The following is a 16273-nucleotide window of genomic DNA, read 5'->3' on the forward strand; positions in this document are numbered from 1 at the left end:
GAGATGAGCATCAAGAGCGACAAATGGATCCGCCGCATGTGCCAGGAGCACGGCATGATCGAGCCCTTCGAGCCCGGCCAGGTGCGCGAGCAGGACGGCCGCAAGATCATCAGCTACGGCACCAGCAGCTACGGCTACGACATCCGCTGCGCGCCCGAGTTCAAGGTCTTCACCAACATCCACTCGACGGTGGTGGACCCGAAGAACTTCGACGAGAACAGCTTCGTCGACATCAACAAGGACGTCTGCATCATCCCGCCCAACAGCTTCGCGCTGGCGCGCACGATGGAGTACTTCCGCATCCCGCGCAATGTGCTGACGGTGTGCCTGGGCAAGAGCACCTATGCCCGCTGCGGCATCATCGTCAACGTGACGCCCTTCGAGCCCGAGTGGGAAGGCTATGTGACGCTGGAGTTCAGCAACACCACACCGCTGCCGGCCAAGATCTACGCTGGCGAGGGCTGCGCCCAGGTGCTGTTCTTCGAGAGCGACGAGGTCTGCGAGGTCAGCTACAAGGACCGCGGCGGCAAGTACCAGGGGCAGGTGGGGGTGACGTTGCCCAAGGCATGAACTTGACAGCCCCTCGTCCGGTCTCGCGCCGCTGAACGCGGGCGAACCCAGCCGATCCCCCAAGGGGACGGCGATGCTTGCGGCATTGAGCCACAAGCACATCGCCAAGGCGGGCCGGCTTGGGAGCGGCCCGGCACTCGGCCCGCAAAGGCTCACCCACCTATCACCGCCAGATATTGGACCAACCCGATCCGACCCGCCCGCATCACCCGCTTGTGATTCCAGCGAAACAAGGGCGCCAGCACCGGCGCCAGCCAGCGCAGGATGCCTGGCGGCAGGGTGACGCGCCAGACGAAGGTGACGTCGGTATGCCCGCCCGCCTCCGGCAGGGCTTGCTTCATCAGCCAGATGCCTTCCCCCGCCAGCGTGCCGCCCGCCCGGGCGCGCAGGCGCTCTTCGCGCAGCACTTCCGTCACCTCCAGCACCAGGTGCAGCCGGTAGCCCAGGCCGGTGCGGAAGGTGAGCTGCTGCTGGCGGCCCACGCCCTGGGCGTCGCCGTCGACGAGGCGTTTCACGGCGACGACCCCCGGCCACCACAGCGGCCAGTGCTCGGTCTGGGTGATGGCCTGCCAGACACGGGGGACCGGCGCATCCAGGCGCCAGTGGCTGACGAGGTCAAAAAAGGCGACTTGAGGCATGCAAAGGGGATACGCCAGGCTACCCAGGGTAGATGCCTAGGTTTACGCTGCATCCGGAATTCTTACCGCTGCGTATCAGCCTTACATGACCTCGACCGCCGCCACCCCAGCCCAGGCCCGCGCCATCCGCCGGCGCTTGCTGGAGCGCGTGGCCGACACCGACGACAGCCACCTGACCGTGCCCGCGGGCGCGGCCGGCTGGCAGCCTTTCGGCGACGGCGTGCAGATCAAGGTCTTGCATGAGAACGAGGGCATTCTGAGCTATCTGCTGCGCTTGGCGCCCGGCGCCCATCTCGAAGCCCACCGCCACCCGGTGGATGAGGAATGCCTGGTGCTGGAAGGCACGCTCAAGGTCGGCAGCCAGATCGAGGTTGGCCCCGGGGGCTACCACCTGGCCCGCGCGGGCAGCCTGCACGCCAGCATCAGCACCGAGACGGGTGCCACCATCTTTCTGCGCGGCGCCGAGCCGCATGCGGACCAACTGTTGGTTTGAGGACATCACATGACCCTGCCACACTCCACCGAAGCTGTCGACGAGCCACCCAATCCTGCGCTGCTGTTCGACGACGTCGAGCTGCATGACGCAGAGCTGGACGAGCCCTGCGCCACCGAGGCGGCCGCCGCCAAGCCCGGCTGCCCTTCGCTGGACGACGCCCAGCTTGCCGCCTGGATCGAGGGCATCGTCGACCACGACGAGCGCGCGTTGCTGGCCCTGTATGAAGCGACGCTGTCGCGCGTCTACGGTCTGGTGCTGCGGCTGGTACGCCGCAGCCAGCTGGCTGAAGAAGTGGCCGAGGAGGTGTTTTTCCAGGTCTGGCGTCAGGCGCCGCGTTTTGACCCCGAGCGCGGCCGGCCGCTGACCTGGCTGTTGGGCATGGCTCGCTCGCGCGCCATTGACGCCATCCGCCGCGAGGCGCGCTTCCAGCATGAGGAACTGGACGAAGAGAGCGTCCCTTTGTCAGCACCGGCCGCCGAATCGGGCGACGAGCTGCTGTCCGTGGCCCAGGGCCATGCCGAACTGCATCGCGCCCTGCTGCTGCTCAAGCCCCAGCCGCGCCAGCTCGTCGCGCTGGCCTTCTTCAATGGCCTGTCGCATGAGGAGATCGCCAGCCAGACCAGCCTGCCGCTGGGTACCGTCAAATCCCAGATCCGCCGCGCCTTGATCACACTGCGCGAGGCCTTGGGCGACACTGGCGCGCATGCGCTGCCGGCCTGAAGGGAGGACGCCATGACGACGCTGCCCCCTACCTCCAAATCCGCCCCCGAATCCAGCCCCGAATCCGATGCGGGTGACGACATGACGCCGTTGCTCAGTGAACCCTTTGCAAGCGCCTGGGCGGCCCCCGCGTCGCCCGGCCGCCTCGGTGAACGCCTGAGCGGCCGCCTGCAGCAATCGCTCGACGCCGAGCGCGGCATGGTCACCGTGCGCCGTCGCCGCACCGAGCCCGAGGCGCTGGCCGACGGCGTCCATCAACGCTGGCTCTACCGTGCCCCCGAGGGCCAGGCGTTGCGCCCGGGCGAACCGCGTGCGGCCCGCGTCATCGAGCTGCAGCCCGGCGCCCGCCTGGACCTGGCCGCTGCCGGCGCACGCGAATTCCTCGTCGTGCGCGGCAGCGTCGATGTGGATGGCGAGCTTCTGGGGCTGCGCGACTTCCTGCTGCTGCCCGCCGGCAATACGCCGCAGCTCGCCACCCGCGATGGCGCCCATGTCTTCGTGCGCGAGGCCGAGGGCCACGCCAGCGAGCGCACGCTGGTGCGCGACGCCGAGGCCGGCTGGCCCGAGTTCGCGCCCGGCATCCGCCGGCGCGTGCTGTGGGCGGGCGGCGGCCAGGCCGCGCTGCTCTACCGTGCCGACCCCGGCGCCAGCGTGCCCGTGCACAGCCACGGCCATGACGAGGAATGCCTGATGGTGCAGGGCGAGCTCTTCCTCGATGACGTCCTGCTGCAGCAAGGCGACTACCAACTGGCCCCCGCGGGCACCGGCCACCGCATCACCGAGACTGACACGGGCGTCATCATCTACGCGCACGGCGATCTCGACCTGCAGTTCACTTGAGCGGCATCAGCGCGGACAAGCCCGGTCTTTTCGGGCTTTATCCGGTCTTTGTTTTGCCGAGGCCCCGGCACGATGGCAGCCATCACAGCCAAGCTGTCCGAGGCCCGTCATGCTCATCCCGCTGCACCTGATCCCCATCCCCGCCGACGAACCCCGCGGCCTGGGCGACCCGGGTCATGCCTGGAGCGGCCTGAAGATCGCGCAGGGCGTCAATCTCGGCGACATCCGCGCTCTCGGCCTGACGGTGGCGGGCGCCACCAGCGGTCCGGTCAACAGCCGCGACCTGCTGCGCTTTGGTCAGCTGATGAACGATGCCGGCCTGGCCATCAACCCGACGCGCATGCTCTACGACCGCCAGTACGCCTACGAGCGCCTGGCCGACGGCCACGCCAGCGACCACCCCGGCCTGCGCGAGCTGGCGTTGGATCTGTTCGAGGCTTATCAATCCGCCGGCGAATGGATCGGTATGACGCATTGAGGGGCTGACCGTCCCCTGATCGCGGGGCTTCCCGCCAGCCGAAGCCTGCCTTTCCTCACCCCGGGGATTTGCCGCCCCCGAGTTACCCTCGCGGTTTCGTCTTTTTGCCGAACCGCTCCATGACACGTCACTCCCTTTCGCTGCTGGCCCTCGCGGCCCTGGCCGCAGCCACCGCCCATGCCGACGAAGGCATGTGGATGCCCAAGCAACTGCCGCAGATCGCCAAGAGCCTGAAGGCTGGCGGTTTGGCCATGGACCCGGCCAAGCTCAAGGATCTGACCGACTTTCCGATGGGTGCCGTGGTGTCGCTGGGTGGCTGCACGGCCAGCTTCGTGTCGCCCCAGGGCCTGGCGGTGACCAACCACCACTGCGCCTACGGCAGCATCCAGTACAACTCCAAGCCCGACCGCGACCTGCTGAAGAACGGCTTCTACGCCGCCACGCTGGCCGATGAACTGCCCGCCGCGCCCGGCAGCCGCATGTGGGTGACCGTGGACCTGAAGGATGTCAGCGCCGAGATCCTCAACGACAAGACCCGCGCCCTGACCGGCAAGGCCCGCACCGACGCCATCGAGGCGACCGAGAAGAGCCTCGTGGCCGCCTGTGAGGCCGACAAGGGCCACCGCTGCAACGTCTACGCCTTCTTCGGCGGCCTGCAGTACCAGCTGATCAAGCAGCTTGAGATCCGCGATGTGCGGCTCGTGCACGCGCCGGCCACCGGCGTGGGCCTGTTCGGCGGTGACGCCGACAACTGGGTCTGGCCGCGCCACACCGGCGACTACAGCTTCTACCGCGCCTATGTCGGCCCGGACGGCAAGCCGGCCGAGTTCAGCAAGGACAACAAGCCCTATCTGCCCAAGCATCACCTGAAGATGGCGAGCAGCCCCCTGAACGCCGGCGACTTCGTCATGGTGGCCGGCTACCCGGGCCGCACCGACCGCCACCGCCTGCCCACCGAGGTCGACTTCGCCTTCGGTTGGCAGCAGCCGACGCAGACCCGCGTGATGGGTGAGGCCATCGACCTCATCAAGGCCGAGACCGCCGGCCGCCGTGATGGCGAGATCAAGATGGCCTCGCGCATGCAGGGCCTGCAGAACTACTACAAGAACCTGCAGGGCCAGCAGCAGAGCTACGACGGCAGCGACATCCTGGCCCGCAAGAAGGCCGAGTTCGACAAGCTCAAGGCCTGGGTCAACGGCTCGCCAGAACGCAAGGCCCGCTATGGCGCCGATGTCGCCGCGGCGCAAAGCCTGCTGGCCGAGCGCGAGGCCATCACGCGCGCCGAGCTGCTGGCCAATTTCATGACGCCCGCCCTGCTGACTTCGGCCCGCCAGCTCTACCTCGTGGCGCAGGAGCGCGCCAAGCCCGATGCCGAGCGCAAGTCCGGCTACCAAGAGCGCGATCTGCCGCGCCTGCGCGCCGCCCAGCAGACGCTGGACCGCCGCTACGACGAGCAGACCGACAAGCGCCTGGCCTCGCACTTCCTGGCCCAGTATCTGGCCCAGCCGGCCAACACGCTGAACCCGGCCTGGGTGGATGCATACGGCCTCAAGGCCGGCCAGGACGAAGCCAGCATCCGCGCCCAGCTGGACAAGCTCTACGCGGGCAGCAAGCTCTCCGACACCGCTGTGCGCATGGCCTGGCTGGACAAGGACGTGGCGGCCTTCAAGGCCAGCGACGACGCCTTCATCAAGGCCGCCGTGGCGCTGTACGACGATGACCGCCGCCTCGAGAACCGCGACAAGGAGCTGGGCGGCAGGCTGCAGAAGGCCTATGCCGGCGTGCAGCAGGCCATGATCGACTACCACGCCAGCCGCGGCGAGGCCGTCTACGCCGATGCCAACAGCACGCTGCGCATCAGCTACGGCAAGGTCGAGGGCCGCAACCCCGGCACCGACGGCAGCACCTGGACGCCGTTCACGACACTGCGCGGCATCGTCGCCAAGCACAAGGGCCCCGACGAGGCCGGCGGCGAGTTCAACGCGCCCGCCGAGCAGCTCGCCGCCATCAAGGCGCGCAACTTCGGCAAGTACTACGTGAAGGGCCTGGACTCGGTGCCCGTGAACTTCCTGTCCACGCTGGACACGACCGGTGGCAACTCCGGCAGCCCGGTGCTGAACAAGAACGCCGAGCTGGTGGGCCTGCTGTTCGACGGCACGCTGGACGCGGTGATCTCGGACTGGAGCTTCGACCCCAAGATGGTCCGCAGCATCTCGCTGGATGCCCGCTACATGCTGTGGCAGATGAGCACGGTCGACAAGACGACGCGGCTGCTCGACGAGATGGGTGTGAAGTAAGCCAGCGCGTCCAATGCAAACCGGCCTCCAGGGGCCGGTTTTTCGTTTTCATGCGGACCGAGCGCCGGGCCGCTCCCTAGCCGGCCCGCGTAAAGCGATGTGCTTGCGGCTCAATGCCGCAAGCATCGGCGTCCCCGCGGGGGACCGACTGGACTCGCCCGCGTTCAGTGGGGCGAGACCAGGCGAGGGGCTTCATCACTCCTTGACGACGGCCTCGACCTGGATGCGCAGGTTCACATCCATCTTGAAGCCCCAGTCCTTGCCCGCGGTGAGGCCGAAGTCTTCGCGGTTGAACGAGCCCGAGGCGTCGGCACCACACCAGTCCCGCTTGAACATCGGGTGGGGCATGCACTTGAGCTGGTGGATGGCCAGCGTCATCGGCTTGGTCTTGCCGTTCAATGTCAGCTCGCCAACGAGCCGGGTCGGCACGCCGCCTGTCGCGCCCTCGAAGCGGCCCTTGAAGCTGGCGCTGGCCGGGCTCTTCTCCAGGTTGAAGAAATCCTTGCCCTTGGCCCAGCCGTTCATGGCTTCCAGACCGAAGTCGATGCTGGCCAGGTCCATCTGCACGTCGATGCTGCCGCTGCCATTGGCCTTGTCGAAGACGATGGTGCCCGAGTTCTTCGTCAGCTTGCCGCGCCAGAAGGACATACCCATGTGGTCGGCCTCGAAGCTGGGGTAGGTGTGCGCCGGGTCGACCACATAGGTGGCAGGCGCGGCCTGGGCCAGCGTGGCGGCGAACAAGACGGGGAGCAGGGTCAGTCGGTTCATGGGAATCTCCTGTGAAGGGTGGTGAGAGGCGCTTGCCTGACACTATGACGAAGCGGGCCGCGCGATTTCGACAGCAGCCCGCAAATTGGTTTGCCGACATGATCGCCCGTCTCCTCCTCACCCTGCTCGCGCTCGCCCTTGCTGCCTGTGCGCCCCTGAAGCCCCAGCCAACCGCCGAGAAGCGCTACAGCGCCGCAGAACTGCTGGCGTTGCGCCCGGCCGATTTCAGCTGGCCCGCCATGTCGACGGCGGGCGAACGTGCTCAGCGCGAGGCGGCCCTGGCCGACATCCGTGCCCGCATCGCCCTGCCGCCCGGCCCCGAGCGCGACGCGGCGCTGCCCAAGCTGTTTGACCTGGTGGCGCAGTACAACCTGGAGATCGACGCCGCCCGGCCGCTGCTGCTGCAGGCCCTGCCGACTCTGGCCAGCCGGGACGTGGACTACCAGCGTGCGCTGCTGACCGCGGCGCGTGCTCTGTACGCGGCCCCGAACGAAGCTGCAGTGCAGGCCGCGTTGCAGCCGCTGCTGACCCAGCTGACGGCGAGCAAGCCTTTTGCCATCGCGGCCTACACGCTGAAAGCGATGAACCCCGGCTACGCGGAATTCATCCGCGACCTCGTGCCGCGCCAGTTCCCGCAGTGGCGCGACGACCCGCGCCTGGTGGCGTTGATGGACGACGTGGCCCCGGTGCGCATGGCCCAGCCGCCGCTGGCCGACCTGCTCGCCGCGCCGCTGCGCCCGGGCCTGCCCGTCATCTACAGCCTGCAACGCCGTGGCCGTGCCGACATGGGCCTCGTGCTGGTGCGCGCTGCCGATGGCCGCTTCGTGCGTGATGCGAGCGGCCGGCTCTTCGCCCAGCCCCAGCTCGCGCTCTCGCGCAGCGGCCTGCCCGGCACCATCACGAATGGCAACACGCCGCAAGGTCTCTTCACCCTCGTTGGCGCCGGCACGGCCACCAACCCCAACATCGGCCCCACGCCCTATCTGCACAGCAAGCTGCCCATCGAGGCGACGGTGGCCGAGTTCGAGCACGCTGACCCCTCCATCGAATGGAGCGAGGCCGCCTACGAGAGCTTCCTGCCGCCGAGTTGGCGCGCCTATTCCGGCATCAAGGAAGCCTGGCTGGCCGGCCGCGCCGGGCGCGACGAGCTGCTCATCCACGGCACGACCCTCAATCCGGCCTACTACGCCGGCACGAGCTACTTTCCCGGTACGCCGCAGCAGGGCTGCATGATCTCCAACGAAGACTGGGACCCCGCCACCGGCCGCCTTCTTGCCAGCCGGCAGCTGACGCTGGCGCAGACCTATGCGGCCGCCAGCCCGCGCAATGACCTGGCGGGCTATCTCGTTGTCGTCGAGCTGGCGGGCGAGGGGGCCGTGAGCCCGACCGAGGCCGCCGCGCTGGTGCAGGCGGCCGGACGATGATGGAGACCGTATGCGAACCTGCGTGATTGCCGCCTTGGCTCTTGCTCTGGCCATGCCTTGCGCCGTGATGGCGGAGGACGCCGCTCCCAAGCTCACGCCCAGTGCCGATGGCCAAGAGCTGATCGACGCTGCCGCCGGGCTGGCGTGGTCACGCTGCGTGGAGGGCAGGCACTGGGATGGTCGACGCTGCGACGGCGAGATCAAGCTCTTCACCCATGCCGAGGCGCTGGTGTCGGCCCGCACACGCAGCGAGGCCGAAGGCCGGCTCTGGCGCGTGCCCCGCGCGCAGGAGTTCAAGCGCCTGCCCGAACACATCGGCGGCAAGCAGCAAGCCGCCGTGCTCATGCCCGATGCGCCCAGTGGCTGGTACTGGACCAGTACCGTGCGCATCGAGAGCGAAGCCGTGAACACCTACAGCTACGCCAACGTGCAGCGCGGCACGACCGAGCGGCAGGTCGACCGGCTGTCCCCTCAGACGGGTTGGGTGGTGGAGCAGCCTGGCGGCGCGGTGCGCAGCAGTCCCAAGCGCGAGAAGCAGCTGGTGCGTCTCGTGCGCACGCTGGCGCCCTGACGGGCTCCTTCAGCGGGGAACTCAGGTAGGACGTGCCCGATGTGACGTTCGCCTCGCCGGTAAAGTGGTCGCCACCACGTTTTCCCGGTTCTGCCATGTCACTGCGTAGCCTTGCGATTGCGACGATTCTTCTTGCCGCACTCGGCCTGGTCTGGCAGAAGCAGGAACAGCTTCAGGCATGGCTGGGGGCAGCGCGCGCGTCAAGCACATCGGCACCGAGCCTCGGCGAGCCGTTGGTCGCCGCCCGCCCGGCGGCCGATGCCGCTACCTCCACGTCGGCCAGGTCCCGGCCGGCAGGCTTGCGCAAATGTGTCAAAGGCCAGCAGGTTTCGTATACGAATGTCGAGTGCCCGCCCGGCCACCAGGAGCTGGCCGTGACAGCAGCGCCCGTCAACGTGCTGCCGGCCACGCCGGTCAGCAAGCCGGCCGAATCCAGCAGCGGACCGTCGTCGCTTCACAAGGCGTTGGACCTGACGCGTGACGACACGCTGAGGGAGCGGGCCATAGAACGGGCAGTCAACGGGAGCCGCTGAAGTGGAGCAGCCGCCAGCTAAAGTCTCAACATGACTAGACAAGCTACCACCCCCCGTCTGGCCGGCCACAAGCTGGTCGAGGCACTGATTGCCCAGGGCGTCGACACGGCCTTCGGCGTTCCTGGCGAGTCCTACCTCGCCGTGCTCGATGGCTTCCACGAGTACGCCGACAAGATCCGCTTCATCGCCTGCCGCCAGGAGGGCGGCGCGGCCTTCATGGCTGAGGCGCAGGGCAAGTTGACCGGCCGGCCCGGCATCTGTTTCGTGACCCGCGGGCCGGGCGCGACGAACGCCAGCATCGGCCTGCACACGGCCTTCCAGGATTCGACGCCGATGATCCTCTTCATCGGCCAGGTCGCCAGCGACCAGCGCGACCGCGAGGCCTTCCAGGAGGTCGACTACCGGCAGATGTTCGGCCCCGGCACCCTGGGCATGGCCAAGTGGGTGGGCGAGGTGCACGACGCCGAGCGCCTGCCCGAGTACGTGGCCCGTGCCTTTCACACCGCCATGCAGGGTCGCCCCGGCCCGGTCGTGCTGGTGTTGCCCGAGGACATGCTCACCCAACCCATCACGGCGCCCGTACTGCCGCCCGTGCGCCCCGCTGAAGCCGCGCCGACGCCGGCCGCCCTGGCCGAGCTGTGCGAGCGCCTGGCAGCGGCCAGGAAGCCTTTCGTTATCGCCGGCGGCGGCGGCTGGACGCCTGAGTCCACCGCCGCGCTGCAGGCCTTTGCCGAGGCGTGGGGCTTGCCGGTGGGCTGCGCATTCCGCTTCCAGGACCTGTTCGACAATCGCCACCCGCTGTATGCCGGTGACGTGGGCATCGGCATCAATGCCAGGCTGGCCGCGCGCGTGAAGGAGGCCGACCTCATCCTCGCCATCGGCCCGCGCCTGGGCGAGATGACGACCGGTGGCTACACGCTGCTGCAGGCGCCGAGGCCCGCTCAAGCGCTCATCCACATCCACGCCGGCGCCGAGGAGTTGGGCCGCGTCTACACGGCCGAGCTGCTCATCAACGCGAGCATGAGCACGGCTGCCCCGGCCCTGGCCGCGCTGGCCCCGCCCGCCAACATTCCCTGGCGTGCATGGGCCGAGGCGGCCCATGCCGACTACGAGGACAACCTCGTGCCCGTGCCGGTGGCGCCGCTGGACATGGCCGAGGTCATCCGCCTCATCGACGCCAAGCTGCCCGAGGGCACCATCTTCACCAACGGCGCCGGCAACTACAGCGGCTGGCTGCACCGCTTCCATCGCTACACGGCGCTGCACCGCGAGGGCCGAAGCCAGCTGGCACCGACCTCGGGCGCCATGGGCTATGGCGTGCCCGCCGCGGTCGCTGCCTCATTGCTGCAGCAGGACCGCTGGGTCGTCAACATCGCCGGCGACGGCGACTTCCTGATGACGGGCCAGGAACTGGCCACGGCCACCGGCTACGGCGCCAAGAAGCTGCTCGTCGTGGTCGTGGACAACGGCACCTACGGCACCATCCGCATGCACCAGGAGCGCGAGTACCCGGGCCGCGTGTCGGGCAGTGACCTCTTCAACCCCGACTTTGCCCAACTCGCCGAGGCCTTCGGCTTCGTGGCCTTCAAGGCCGAGAGCACGGAGCAGGTCGGCCCGGCATTGGATGCGGCAATAGCGGCGGGCCGGCCGGCGCTGATCCACCTGCGGCTGTCGTCCGACGTCAGCACCTCGCGCACGACGCTGACCGCCATCCGCGAAGCGGCGCTGAAGGTCGGTCACGCTTGAGCTGACATTGCACGCGGCGGTGCAAAACGGCGCGACCCAAGAAAAAACGGCGGCCCGAAGGCCGCCGTTTTGGCGTGAGCTGAAGCTCTATCAGGCGCGGCGACGGCGCACCAGGCCCAGGCCCAGCAGCGAACCGGCGACGAGTGCCAGGCTGGCCGGTTCGGGCAGCTGACGCACTTGTTCCTTGGTGCCGATCGTGAAGCTGTCGAAGGCGAAGATGTCGCCGGAGCCGACGGTCGACAGGAAGCGAATCCGGTCGAATTCTTCAGAGGCGTTGGAGGCGATCAGGCCGAAGTACAGGACGCTGCCGTCAGCGACGTTCTGCGCTGCGGTGGTGACGACTTGCGAGCCGACCACGACGCCGCCCTTGGAGAGTTCCAGCGTCAGGGTGCCGCCGAAGTCGCCCAGGTCAATGCCGTAGAAGCCGAAGGCTGCCAGGGAATTGGTGAAGTCGACTTGGAAGGGGCTGCCGCCACCGGCAGACACTTCCCAGTAGCGGGTGCCACCGGGGACAGAGTAGCGGCCAGCGCCGTTGGTGTTGCCGGCGGTGTTGGTGGCGACAGAGCCAGCGCCGTTCAGCGTGGCGGTGCCGGCAGCGCCGAAGTCCAGGGCCAGCGGCGCGCCGCCAGCACGGGTTTCGAAGTTTTCCGTGCCAACGCCGACGAGGTTGCTCTTGAAGCTGGTTTCAGCAGCCATCGAGTTCGTGGGAGCGACTTGTGCGCTGGCATTGCCGTTGTTGTCGACGCCGGTGAAGACGAGGTAGGCGTTGGCGCTGCCAGCGGCCATCAGGCCTGCGGCAAGTGCCACGGAGGTAAGGAACTTGGTCATCGAGAACTCCCTTGAGGGTTGCTGAAGATGCGGAAAAAACCGCCAGACAACCTCCGTTAGCACCACCCGTGCCAAGTTACCTAAGTCATTGTTGATACACACTAATTCCTATTCACGGGTGTGTCCGAATGAAATGACTGTCAATGTTTTCGACATAGATATTCTAGGGGGGTGGGAATAAATGATGACCTTGCGCGGGCCAGCATGCGGCCACGTCGAGCGGCGCGCGCGGGAGCGCGGCGACGACAATCCCGGCATGCCTGCCATCGACCTCCCATTGCGCGGCGAGTTCATCGAACTCGACAAATTGCTCAAAGCCACCGGCCTGGCCGACAGCGGCGGCCAGGCGCGCGCGCTGATCACGGCCGGTGAGGTCAGGGTGGACGGCCAAGTCGAGTTGCGCAAGACGGCCAAGATGCGCGCCGGCCAGCTGGTTGAGTTTGGCGGCCAGCAGGTCAGGGTGATCCACGGGCCGAGCGGCGATTGACTCGGCCGTCATGACGGTGAGGCGTTCATCGTGCGAGCGGCCGACAACGCTGCCTGCGGGTTCGCCTCGCCCCCTGAACAAATGCCCTCAGGGATTGCCCGGCGTTGACCGTCAATCCCAAAAACGAAACACTGTTCCAACTGTTCGCTGAGCCGAAACCGCAGACCGGTCACCGCCGGGTGGCCGGGGTTTCGTCAGCCGACGCAGTGCGAGGCGCCTGCTGTGCCCGCTCCCCTGTTTGACGCCCAAGCGAGCCGGTGCCGCGAGGGCCGAAGCGCCATCTCGGCCTGCCGCCGATCCCCCGTCCCCTGCCATTGCTGAAGCGCTGCGCGCCTGACCCCTGACGGGTCGGTGCCAGGCGGGCCTGCGCCTGCTTCCTTGCGAACGCTCGAGCCCAGGGGGCGGCATGCCCAACAAAGACAAAGCGCGCGCTGTACGAGCGCGCCAGGAGACATGCCATGACCCCAGTCCACCGAATCAGGGGGCTAGTGCCCCCCGTGAGCGGCAAAACGGCCGCAATCGAGGCGAAACGCGGAGCCAGGTTGGACACCTGGCGAGCAGTTTCAACGACGAGTGCGGCCGTTTTGCCGCTCACCCTTCGGGCCGAGCCGGGAAAGGGGGCAGGGCGGTGTTGCGGCTCTAGCCCAGGCTCCCAGCCTGGGCTGCAAGCCGCGCCTACCCCAGCCCCCTTTCTCGACTCGGCGGGGGGCGCTAGTCCCCTGATTCGGTGGACTCGGCCCAAGCTGGGCCTGCTGGCCTCGTCCATCTCGCTTGGCCTGTTGGCCTGCGGGGGAGGCCAGGAGAACCCCGCGAGCATCGCCTCGCCGCAGTCGAGCGAGCAGGCCTCGGCTAGCCGCCTTGATGCACCGGCAGCCAGCACTGAGACGGCAACCGCCAAGGCCCTGGCGGTGCGTGACCCGCGCCCGGTACCGCCGCCGCCCGCGCCGGTCATCGACGCCGTCAACCTGACCGACACGACCGCGCCGCTGCTCTTCGACGTCGGCACGCGCAGCTACGCGGCGCCGGTCACCATCAGCGGCCTGCACAACCCGAGCAACTATCGCGCGGCGCCCAAGCTGCCGGCCTGGCAGTTCGCCACCGTCGACCCGACCGGCGGCCAGCTGACCTTCGAGCGCGAGACGGCACCCGACACCGGCTGGCACAACCGGTCGCGCAAGGGCAGGGTGCTGGTCACCGGCGGCTCTTCGGCCGCGGCGAACCGCGTCTATACGGTGTTCAACAAGGAGCAGCTGCTGGCGGCTCTGCGCGAGGCGAAGAACGAGCCCAAGATCATCCGCATCGTCGGCCACATCGATTTCCGCTGGCGCGATGGCAACACGGTGTTCGAGGAATACACGGGCTTCCTGGACCAGAAGAACGGCGGCTCCTTCTCCATCCCGTCCAACACGACGTTGGTCGGTATCAACGACAGCAACGGCCGCCCGGCGCGCATCACCGGCACGCAACTGCTGATCGGCATCGAGGCCGCACTGGCGCCCGGCGGCGACCCCGAGGCCGATTTCAAGACCTGGGTCGCGGCGGGCAAGGACCCGGAGGCCTACCCGACCTGGACGCGCAACATCATCCTGCGCAACCTGGCCATCGACACGCCCTGGGACGTCAACCCCGAGGACAGCGACAACGCCTACATGGACGGCCTGACTGTCACGCGCGGCCAGCAGATCTGGCTCGACCACGTGACCATCAGCGATGGCGACACGCCCGATTCGCTGGCCAGCGACACGCGCCACGACGGCGCGCTGGACGTGGTGCGTGGCAGCGACTACGTGACCGTCTCCAACAGCGTCTTCAGCAAGCACCACAAGAACAGCCTGATCGGCAACGGCGACTCCGGCCGCGCCTGGAGCGACGCCGGCCGCCTGCACGTGACGCTGACCGGCAACTGGTGGAACTACGCCTACAGCCGCCTGCCGCTGGTGCGCTTCGGCCAGCTGCACATGTACAACAACCTCGTCACCGGCAGCACGACGACGAGCGACAACGACATGAAGTTCGGCTCGGGCCTGGACGCGCGCTACCAGTCCGACGTCATCAACGAGAACAACTTCTACGAGTTCACCGGCCTCAAGCCCAAGGAGGTCTGCGGCAAGCTGGCCGGCGGCAAGGACGCGATCTCGATGCGCAGCAGCGGTCATCGCTTCATCAGCGACAAGGACGACCTGGGCAAGCCGATGACCGCCGTTGTCGACATCGAGCTGCAGGGCTGCGAGGGCGTGCCGGTGGCGCAAAACTGGGTGCCGCCGTATGCCTACACGCTGCGCACGGCCGACGCCGCGCGCGGTGCCGTGCAGGCGGCGGCCGGTGCCGGCCGCGTGGGCCTGTTCGCCGCCCAGGGCCCCGTGCCCGCGCCGCTGCCCGGTTCGCCGGCGCCCAGCCCATCCCCGACGCCCAGCCCGACGCCAAGCCCCGCACCCAGCCCATCGCCCACGCCGGCGCCAGCCCCGACACCCGCGCCCAGTCCGTTGCCCAATCCGCCGCCCTTGATTCCAGGCACGGCCTGCACCGTGACCCTGCCTTGCAGCACGGGCAGCGGCGAGCAGGCCATGAGCCCGCTGGTCACCGCCATCGTGCCCGCTGCCGCCTATGTGCAGGCCACCGGCACCTACACGCTGTCCGGCGCCGGCGCCATCAACACCGGCAGCCCCTACACCTTCAACTTCAAGTACACGGCGCTGACGGGGGACTTCACCTTCACGGCCCGCGTCGTGACGCAGGGCGGCAACGCCGACTCGGCGCGTGCCGGCGTCGTCGCGGCGGACGGCATCACGGGCAGCCCCGTCTATGCCTGGACGGCGCGCTACTCGACGACCGGCGAGATCCGTGCCGCCATCAACGGCAACAACAAGTCCAACCTGGCCGGCTTTGCAGCGTCCACGCCGCCCGTCTGGGTGCGCGTGCAGCGGCGCGGCAATGCGCTGTATTCCGCCGCGTCCACCGACGGCGTGACCTGGGCCGAGAAGACCAACGTCAACGTGACGGCCGCCAGCCTCTACGTCGGCCTGGCCCTCTCATCGGGCAGCAACAGCGCGGTCGTCACGGCCGATTTCGACAACGTCAGCATCGTCGGCGGCGGCCGCTGAAAAAAGGAGACCACAACATGCGATTCCGACTTCAACCCCTGGCCGCGCTGCTGCTCGGCCTCGCCGTGGGCGCGGCCCAGGCCGGTGCGACGAACGAGGTGGCCTATGCCTCGCTCGGCGGTGCCGCCGTCACCTTCTCCGAGCTGACCGATGGCGCTGCCATCGATGGCCTGCTGAGCAGTGGCGGCATGCAGTTCGGCGAGCGTTTCGCCGGCCAGGAGCTGGCCGTGACCAAGGCGCCGCGGCCGGGCGCAGTGGCGCAGGACTGGTTCGACGACCTCAGCATCGGCGCGCCCAGCGTGGGCCTGCCGCTGCTGGCCGGCGCAGCCGGCGCCAACCTCGGCGCCTACAACTATGGTGACGCCGACGGCCTGGCCCTGTTCGGCGTCGGCCCGCAGGCCGGCGCGGCCGACGGCTTCGGCGCGATCTCGGCCCGCTTCGCCTCGCCCGTGTCGGCCCTGGGCTTGCAGCTGCGCGATGCCGACGGCGGCGCGATCACGCTGAGCCTGTATCGCACCGACGGCAGCCTCATCCAGGCCGTTGATCTGAGCGGCCGCAGCGATGGCCGCTATGCCTTCGCACGCACGGGCGGGGCGGCCGACATCGCCGGCTTCTCGCTGACCAACCGCGACAGCTACTACGGCGTGTCGCTCGACAACCTCGTGCTCGCCGCCGCCCCCGTTCCCGAGCCGGGCTCGGCCCTGCTGGCCCTGGGCGGCTTGCTGACCCTGGCCGTCGGACGCCGGCGCGCCCGCTGATTCCAACAACGACAACAC

At 68.5% G+C, this 16273-nt stretch carries 16 protein-coding genes; 13 read left to right on the forward strand and 3 right to left on the reverse strand.

Annotated features, from left to right (window positions below; genetic code table 11):
• Positions 1–3: 3 nt before the first annotated feature.
• The gene (gene dcd / locus ACXJKM_RS01440) at positions 4–570 is read left to right on the forward strand and encodes a dCTP deaminase (RefSeq protein ID WP_056198009.1); all 567 of its coding nucleotides are present in this window, start codon (positions 4–6) and stop codon (positions 568–570) included.
• A gap of 152 nt (positions 571–722) precedes the next feature.
• Here dcd and ACXJKM_RS01445 read toward each other — a convergent pair whose 3' ends face one another.
• Positions 723–1208 (reverse strand): SRPBCC family protein, encoded by a 486-nt coding sequence (locus tag ACXJKM_RS01445; protein ID WP_056198007.1) that lies wholly within the window; start codon positions 1206–1208, stop codon positions 723–725.
• An 85-nt stretch (positions 1209–1293) separates the two neighbouring features.
• Between ACXJKM_RS01445 and ACXJKM_RS01450 the strand changes: the two genes are divergently transcribed.
• The 5 genes from ACXJKM_RS01450 (at position 1294) to ACXJKM_RS01470 (ending at position 6039) form a co-directional block, all read left to right on the forward strand.
• A complete protein-coding gene (locus tag ACXJKM_RS01450) occupies positions 1294–1701 on the forward strand; it encodes a cupin domain-containing protein (RefSeq protein WP_457349772.1) in 408 nt (135 codons plus the stop codon).
• A gap of 9 nt (positions 1702–1710) precedes the next feature.
• Positions 1711–2424: a sigma-70 family RNA polymerase sigma factor gene (locus tag ACXJKM_RS01455; protein ID WP_457349773.1), complete on the forward strand. Its 714-nt coding sequence runs from the start codon at positions 1711–1713 to the stop codon at positions 2422–2424.
• 12 nt (positions 2425–2436) lie between these two features.
• A complete protein-coding gene (locus ACXJKM_RS01460) occupies positions 2437–3264 on the forward strand; it encodes a cupin domain-containing protein (RefSeq protein ID WP_056198002.1) in 828 nt (275 codons plus the stop codon).
• Positions 3265–3373: 109 nt separating this feature from the next.
• Positions 3374–3742: a hypothetical protein gene (locus ACXJKM_RS01465; protein WP_056198000.1), complete on the forward strand. Its 369-nt coding sequence runs from the start codon at positions 3374–3376 to the stop codon at positions 3740–3742.
• 119 nt (positions 3743–3861) lie between these two features.
• The gene (locus ACXJKM_RS01470; protein WP_457349775.1) at positions 3862–6039 is read left to right on the forward strand and encodes a S46 family peptidase; all 2178 of its coding nucleotides are present in this window, start codon (positions 3862–3864) and stop codon (positions 6037–6039) included.
• A 195-nt stretch (positions 6040–6234) separates the two neighbouring features.
• On the opposite strand, the gene ACXJKM_RS01475 is transcribed toward ACXJKM_RS01470, so the two are convergent.
• A complete protein-coding gene (locus ACXJKM_RS01475; protein WP_457349777.1) occupies positions 6235–6807 on the reverse strand; it encodes a YceI family protein in 573 nt (190 codons plus the stop codon).
• A gap of 98 nt (positions 6808–6905) precedes the next feature.
• Here ACXJKM_RS01475 and ACXJKM_RS01480 point away from each other — a divergent pair, with 98 nt between their 5' ends.
• From ACXJKM_RS01480 to ACXJKM_RS01495, 4 genes are all read left to right on the forward strand, one after another.
• Entirely contained in the window at positions 6906–8231 is a 1326-nt protein-coding gene (locus tag ACXJKM_RS01480; protein WP_457349779.1) for a hypothetical protein, read from the forward strand.
• A gap of 10 nt (positions 8232–8241) precedes the next feature.
• On the forward strand, positions 8242–8802 hold the full coding sequence (locus ACXJKM_RS01485; protein WP_457349781.1) for an Lcl domain-containing protein: 561 nt from the start codon (positions 8242–8244) through the stop codon (positions 8800–8802).
• Between the two features lie 95 nt (positions 8803–8897).
• Positions 8898–9335 (forward strand): hypothetical protein, encoded by a 438-nt coding sequence (locus tag ACXJKM_RS01490; RefSeq protein WP_056197990.1) that lies wholly within the window; start codon positions 8898–8900, stop codon positions 9333–9335.
• Between the two features lie 30 nt (positions 9336–9365).
• Positions 9366–11081, forward strand: a complete 1716-nt coding sequence (locus ACXJKM_RS01495; protein ID WP_457349783.1) for a thiamine pyrophosphate-binding protein — start codon at positions 9366–9368, stop codon at positions 11079–11081.
• A gap of 90 nt (positions 11082–11171) precedes the next feature.
• Here the strand turns inward: ACXJKM_RS01495 and ACXJKM_RS01500 are convergent, their stop codons facing one another.
• Positions 11172–11909 (reverse strand): PEP-CTERM sorting domain-containing protein, encoded by a 738-nt coding sequence (locus ACXJKM_RS01500; protein ID WP_457349785.1) that lies wholly within the window; start codon positions 11907–11909, stop codon positions 11172–11174.
• A 256-nt stretch (positions 11910–12165) separates the two neighbouring features.
• On the opposite strand from ACXJKM_RS01500, the gene ACXJKM_RS01505 reads away from it, so the two are divergent.
• The 3 genes from ACXJKM_RS01505 to ACXJKM_RS01515 all read left to right on the forward strand — a co-directional run bounded on the left by ACXJKM_RS01505 (position 12166) and on the right by ACXJKM_RS01515 (position 16255).
• Positions 12166–12396, forward strand: coding sequence for an RNA-binding S4 domain-containing protein (locus ACXJKM_RS01505; protein ID WP_457349787.1), 231 nt, complete (start codon positions 12166–12168; stop codon positions 12394–12396).
• Between the two features lie 908 nt (positions 12397–13304).
• Positions 13305–15497, forward strand: a complete 2193-nt coding sequence (locus tag ACXJKM_RS01510; protein WP_457349789.1) for a pectate lyase family protein — start codon at positions 13305–13307, stop codon at positions 15495–15497.
• 17 nt (positions 15498–15514) lie between these two features.
• Positions 15515–16255: a hypothetical protein gene (locus ACXJKM_RS01515; RefSeq protein WP_457349791.1), complete on the forward strand. Its 741-nt coding sequence runs from the start codon at positions 15515–15517 to the stop codon at positions 16253–16255.
• Positions 16256–16273 lie beyond the last annotated feature (18 nt).

It is taken from the genome of Roseateles sp. P5_D6 (assembly GCF_054049415.1).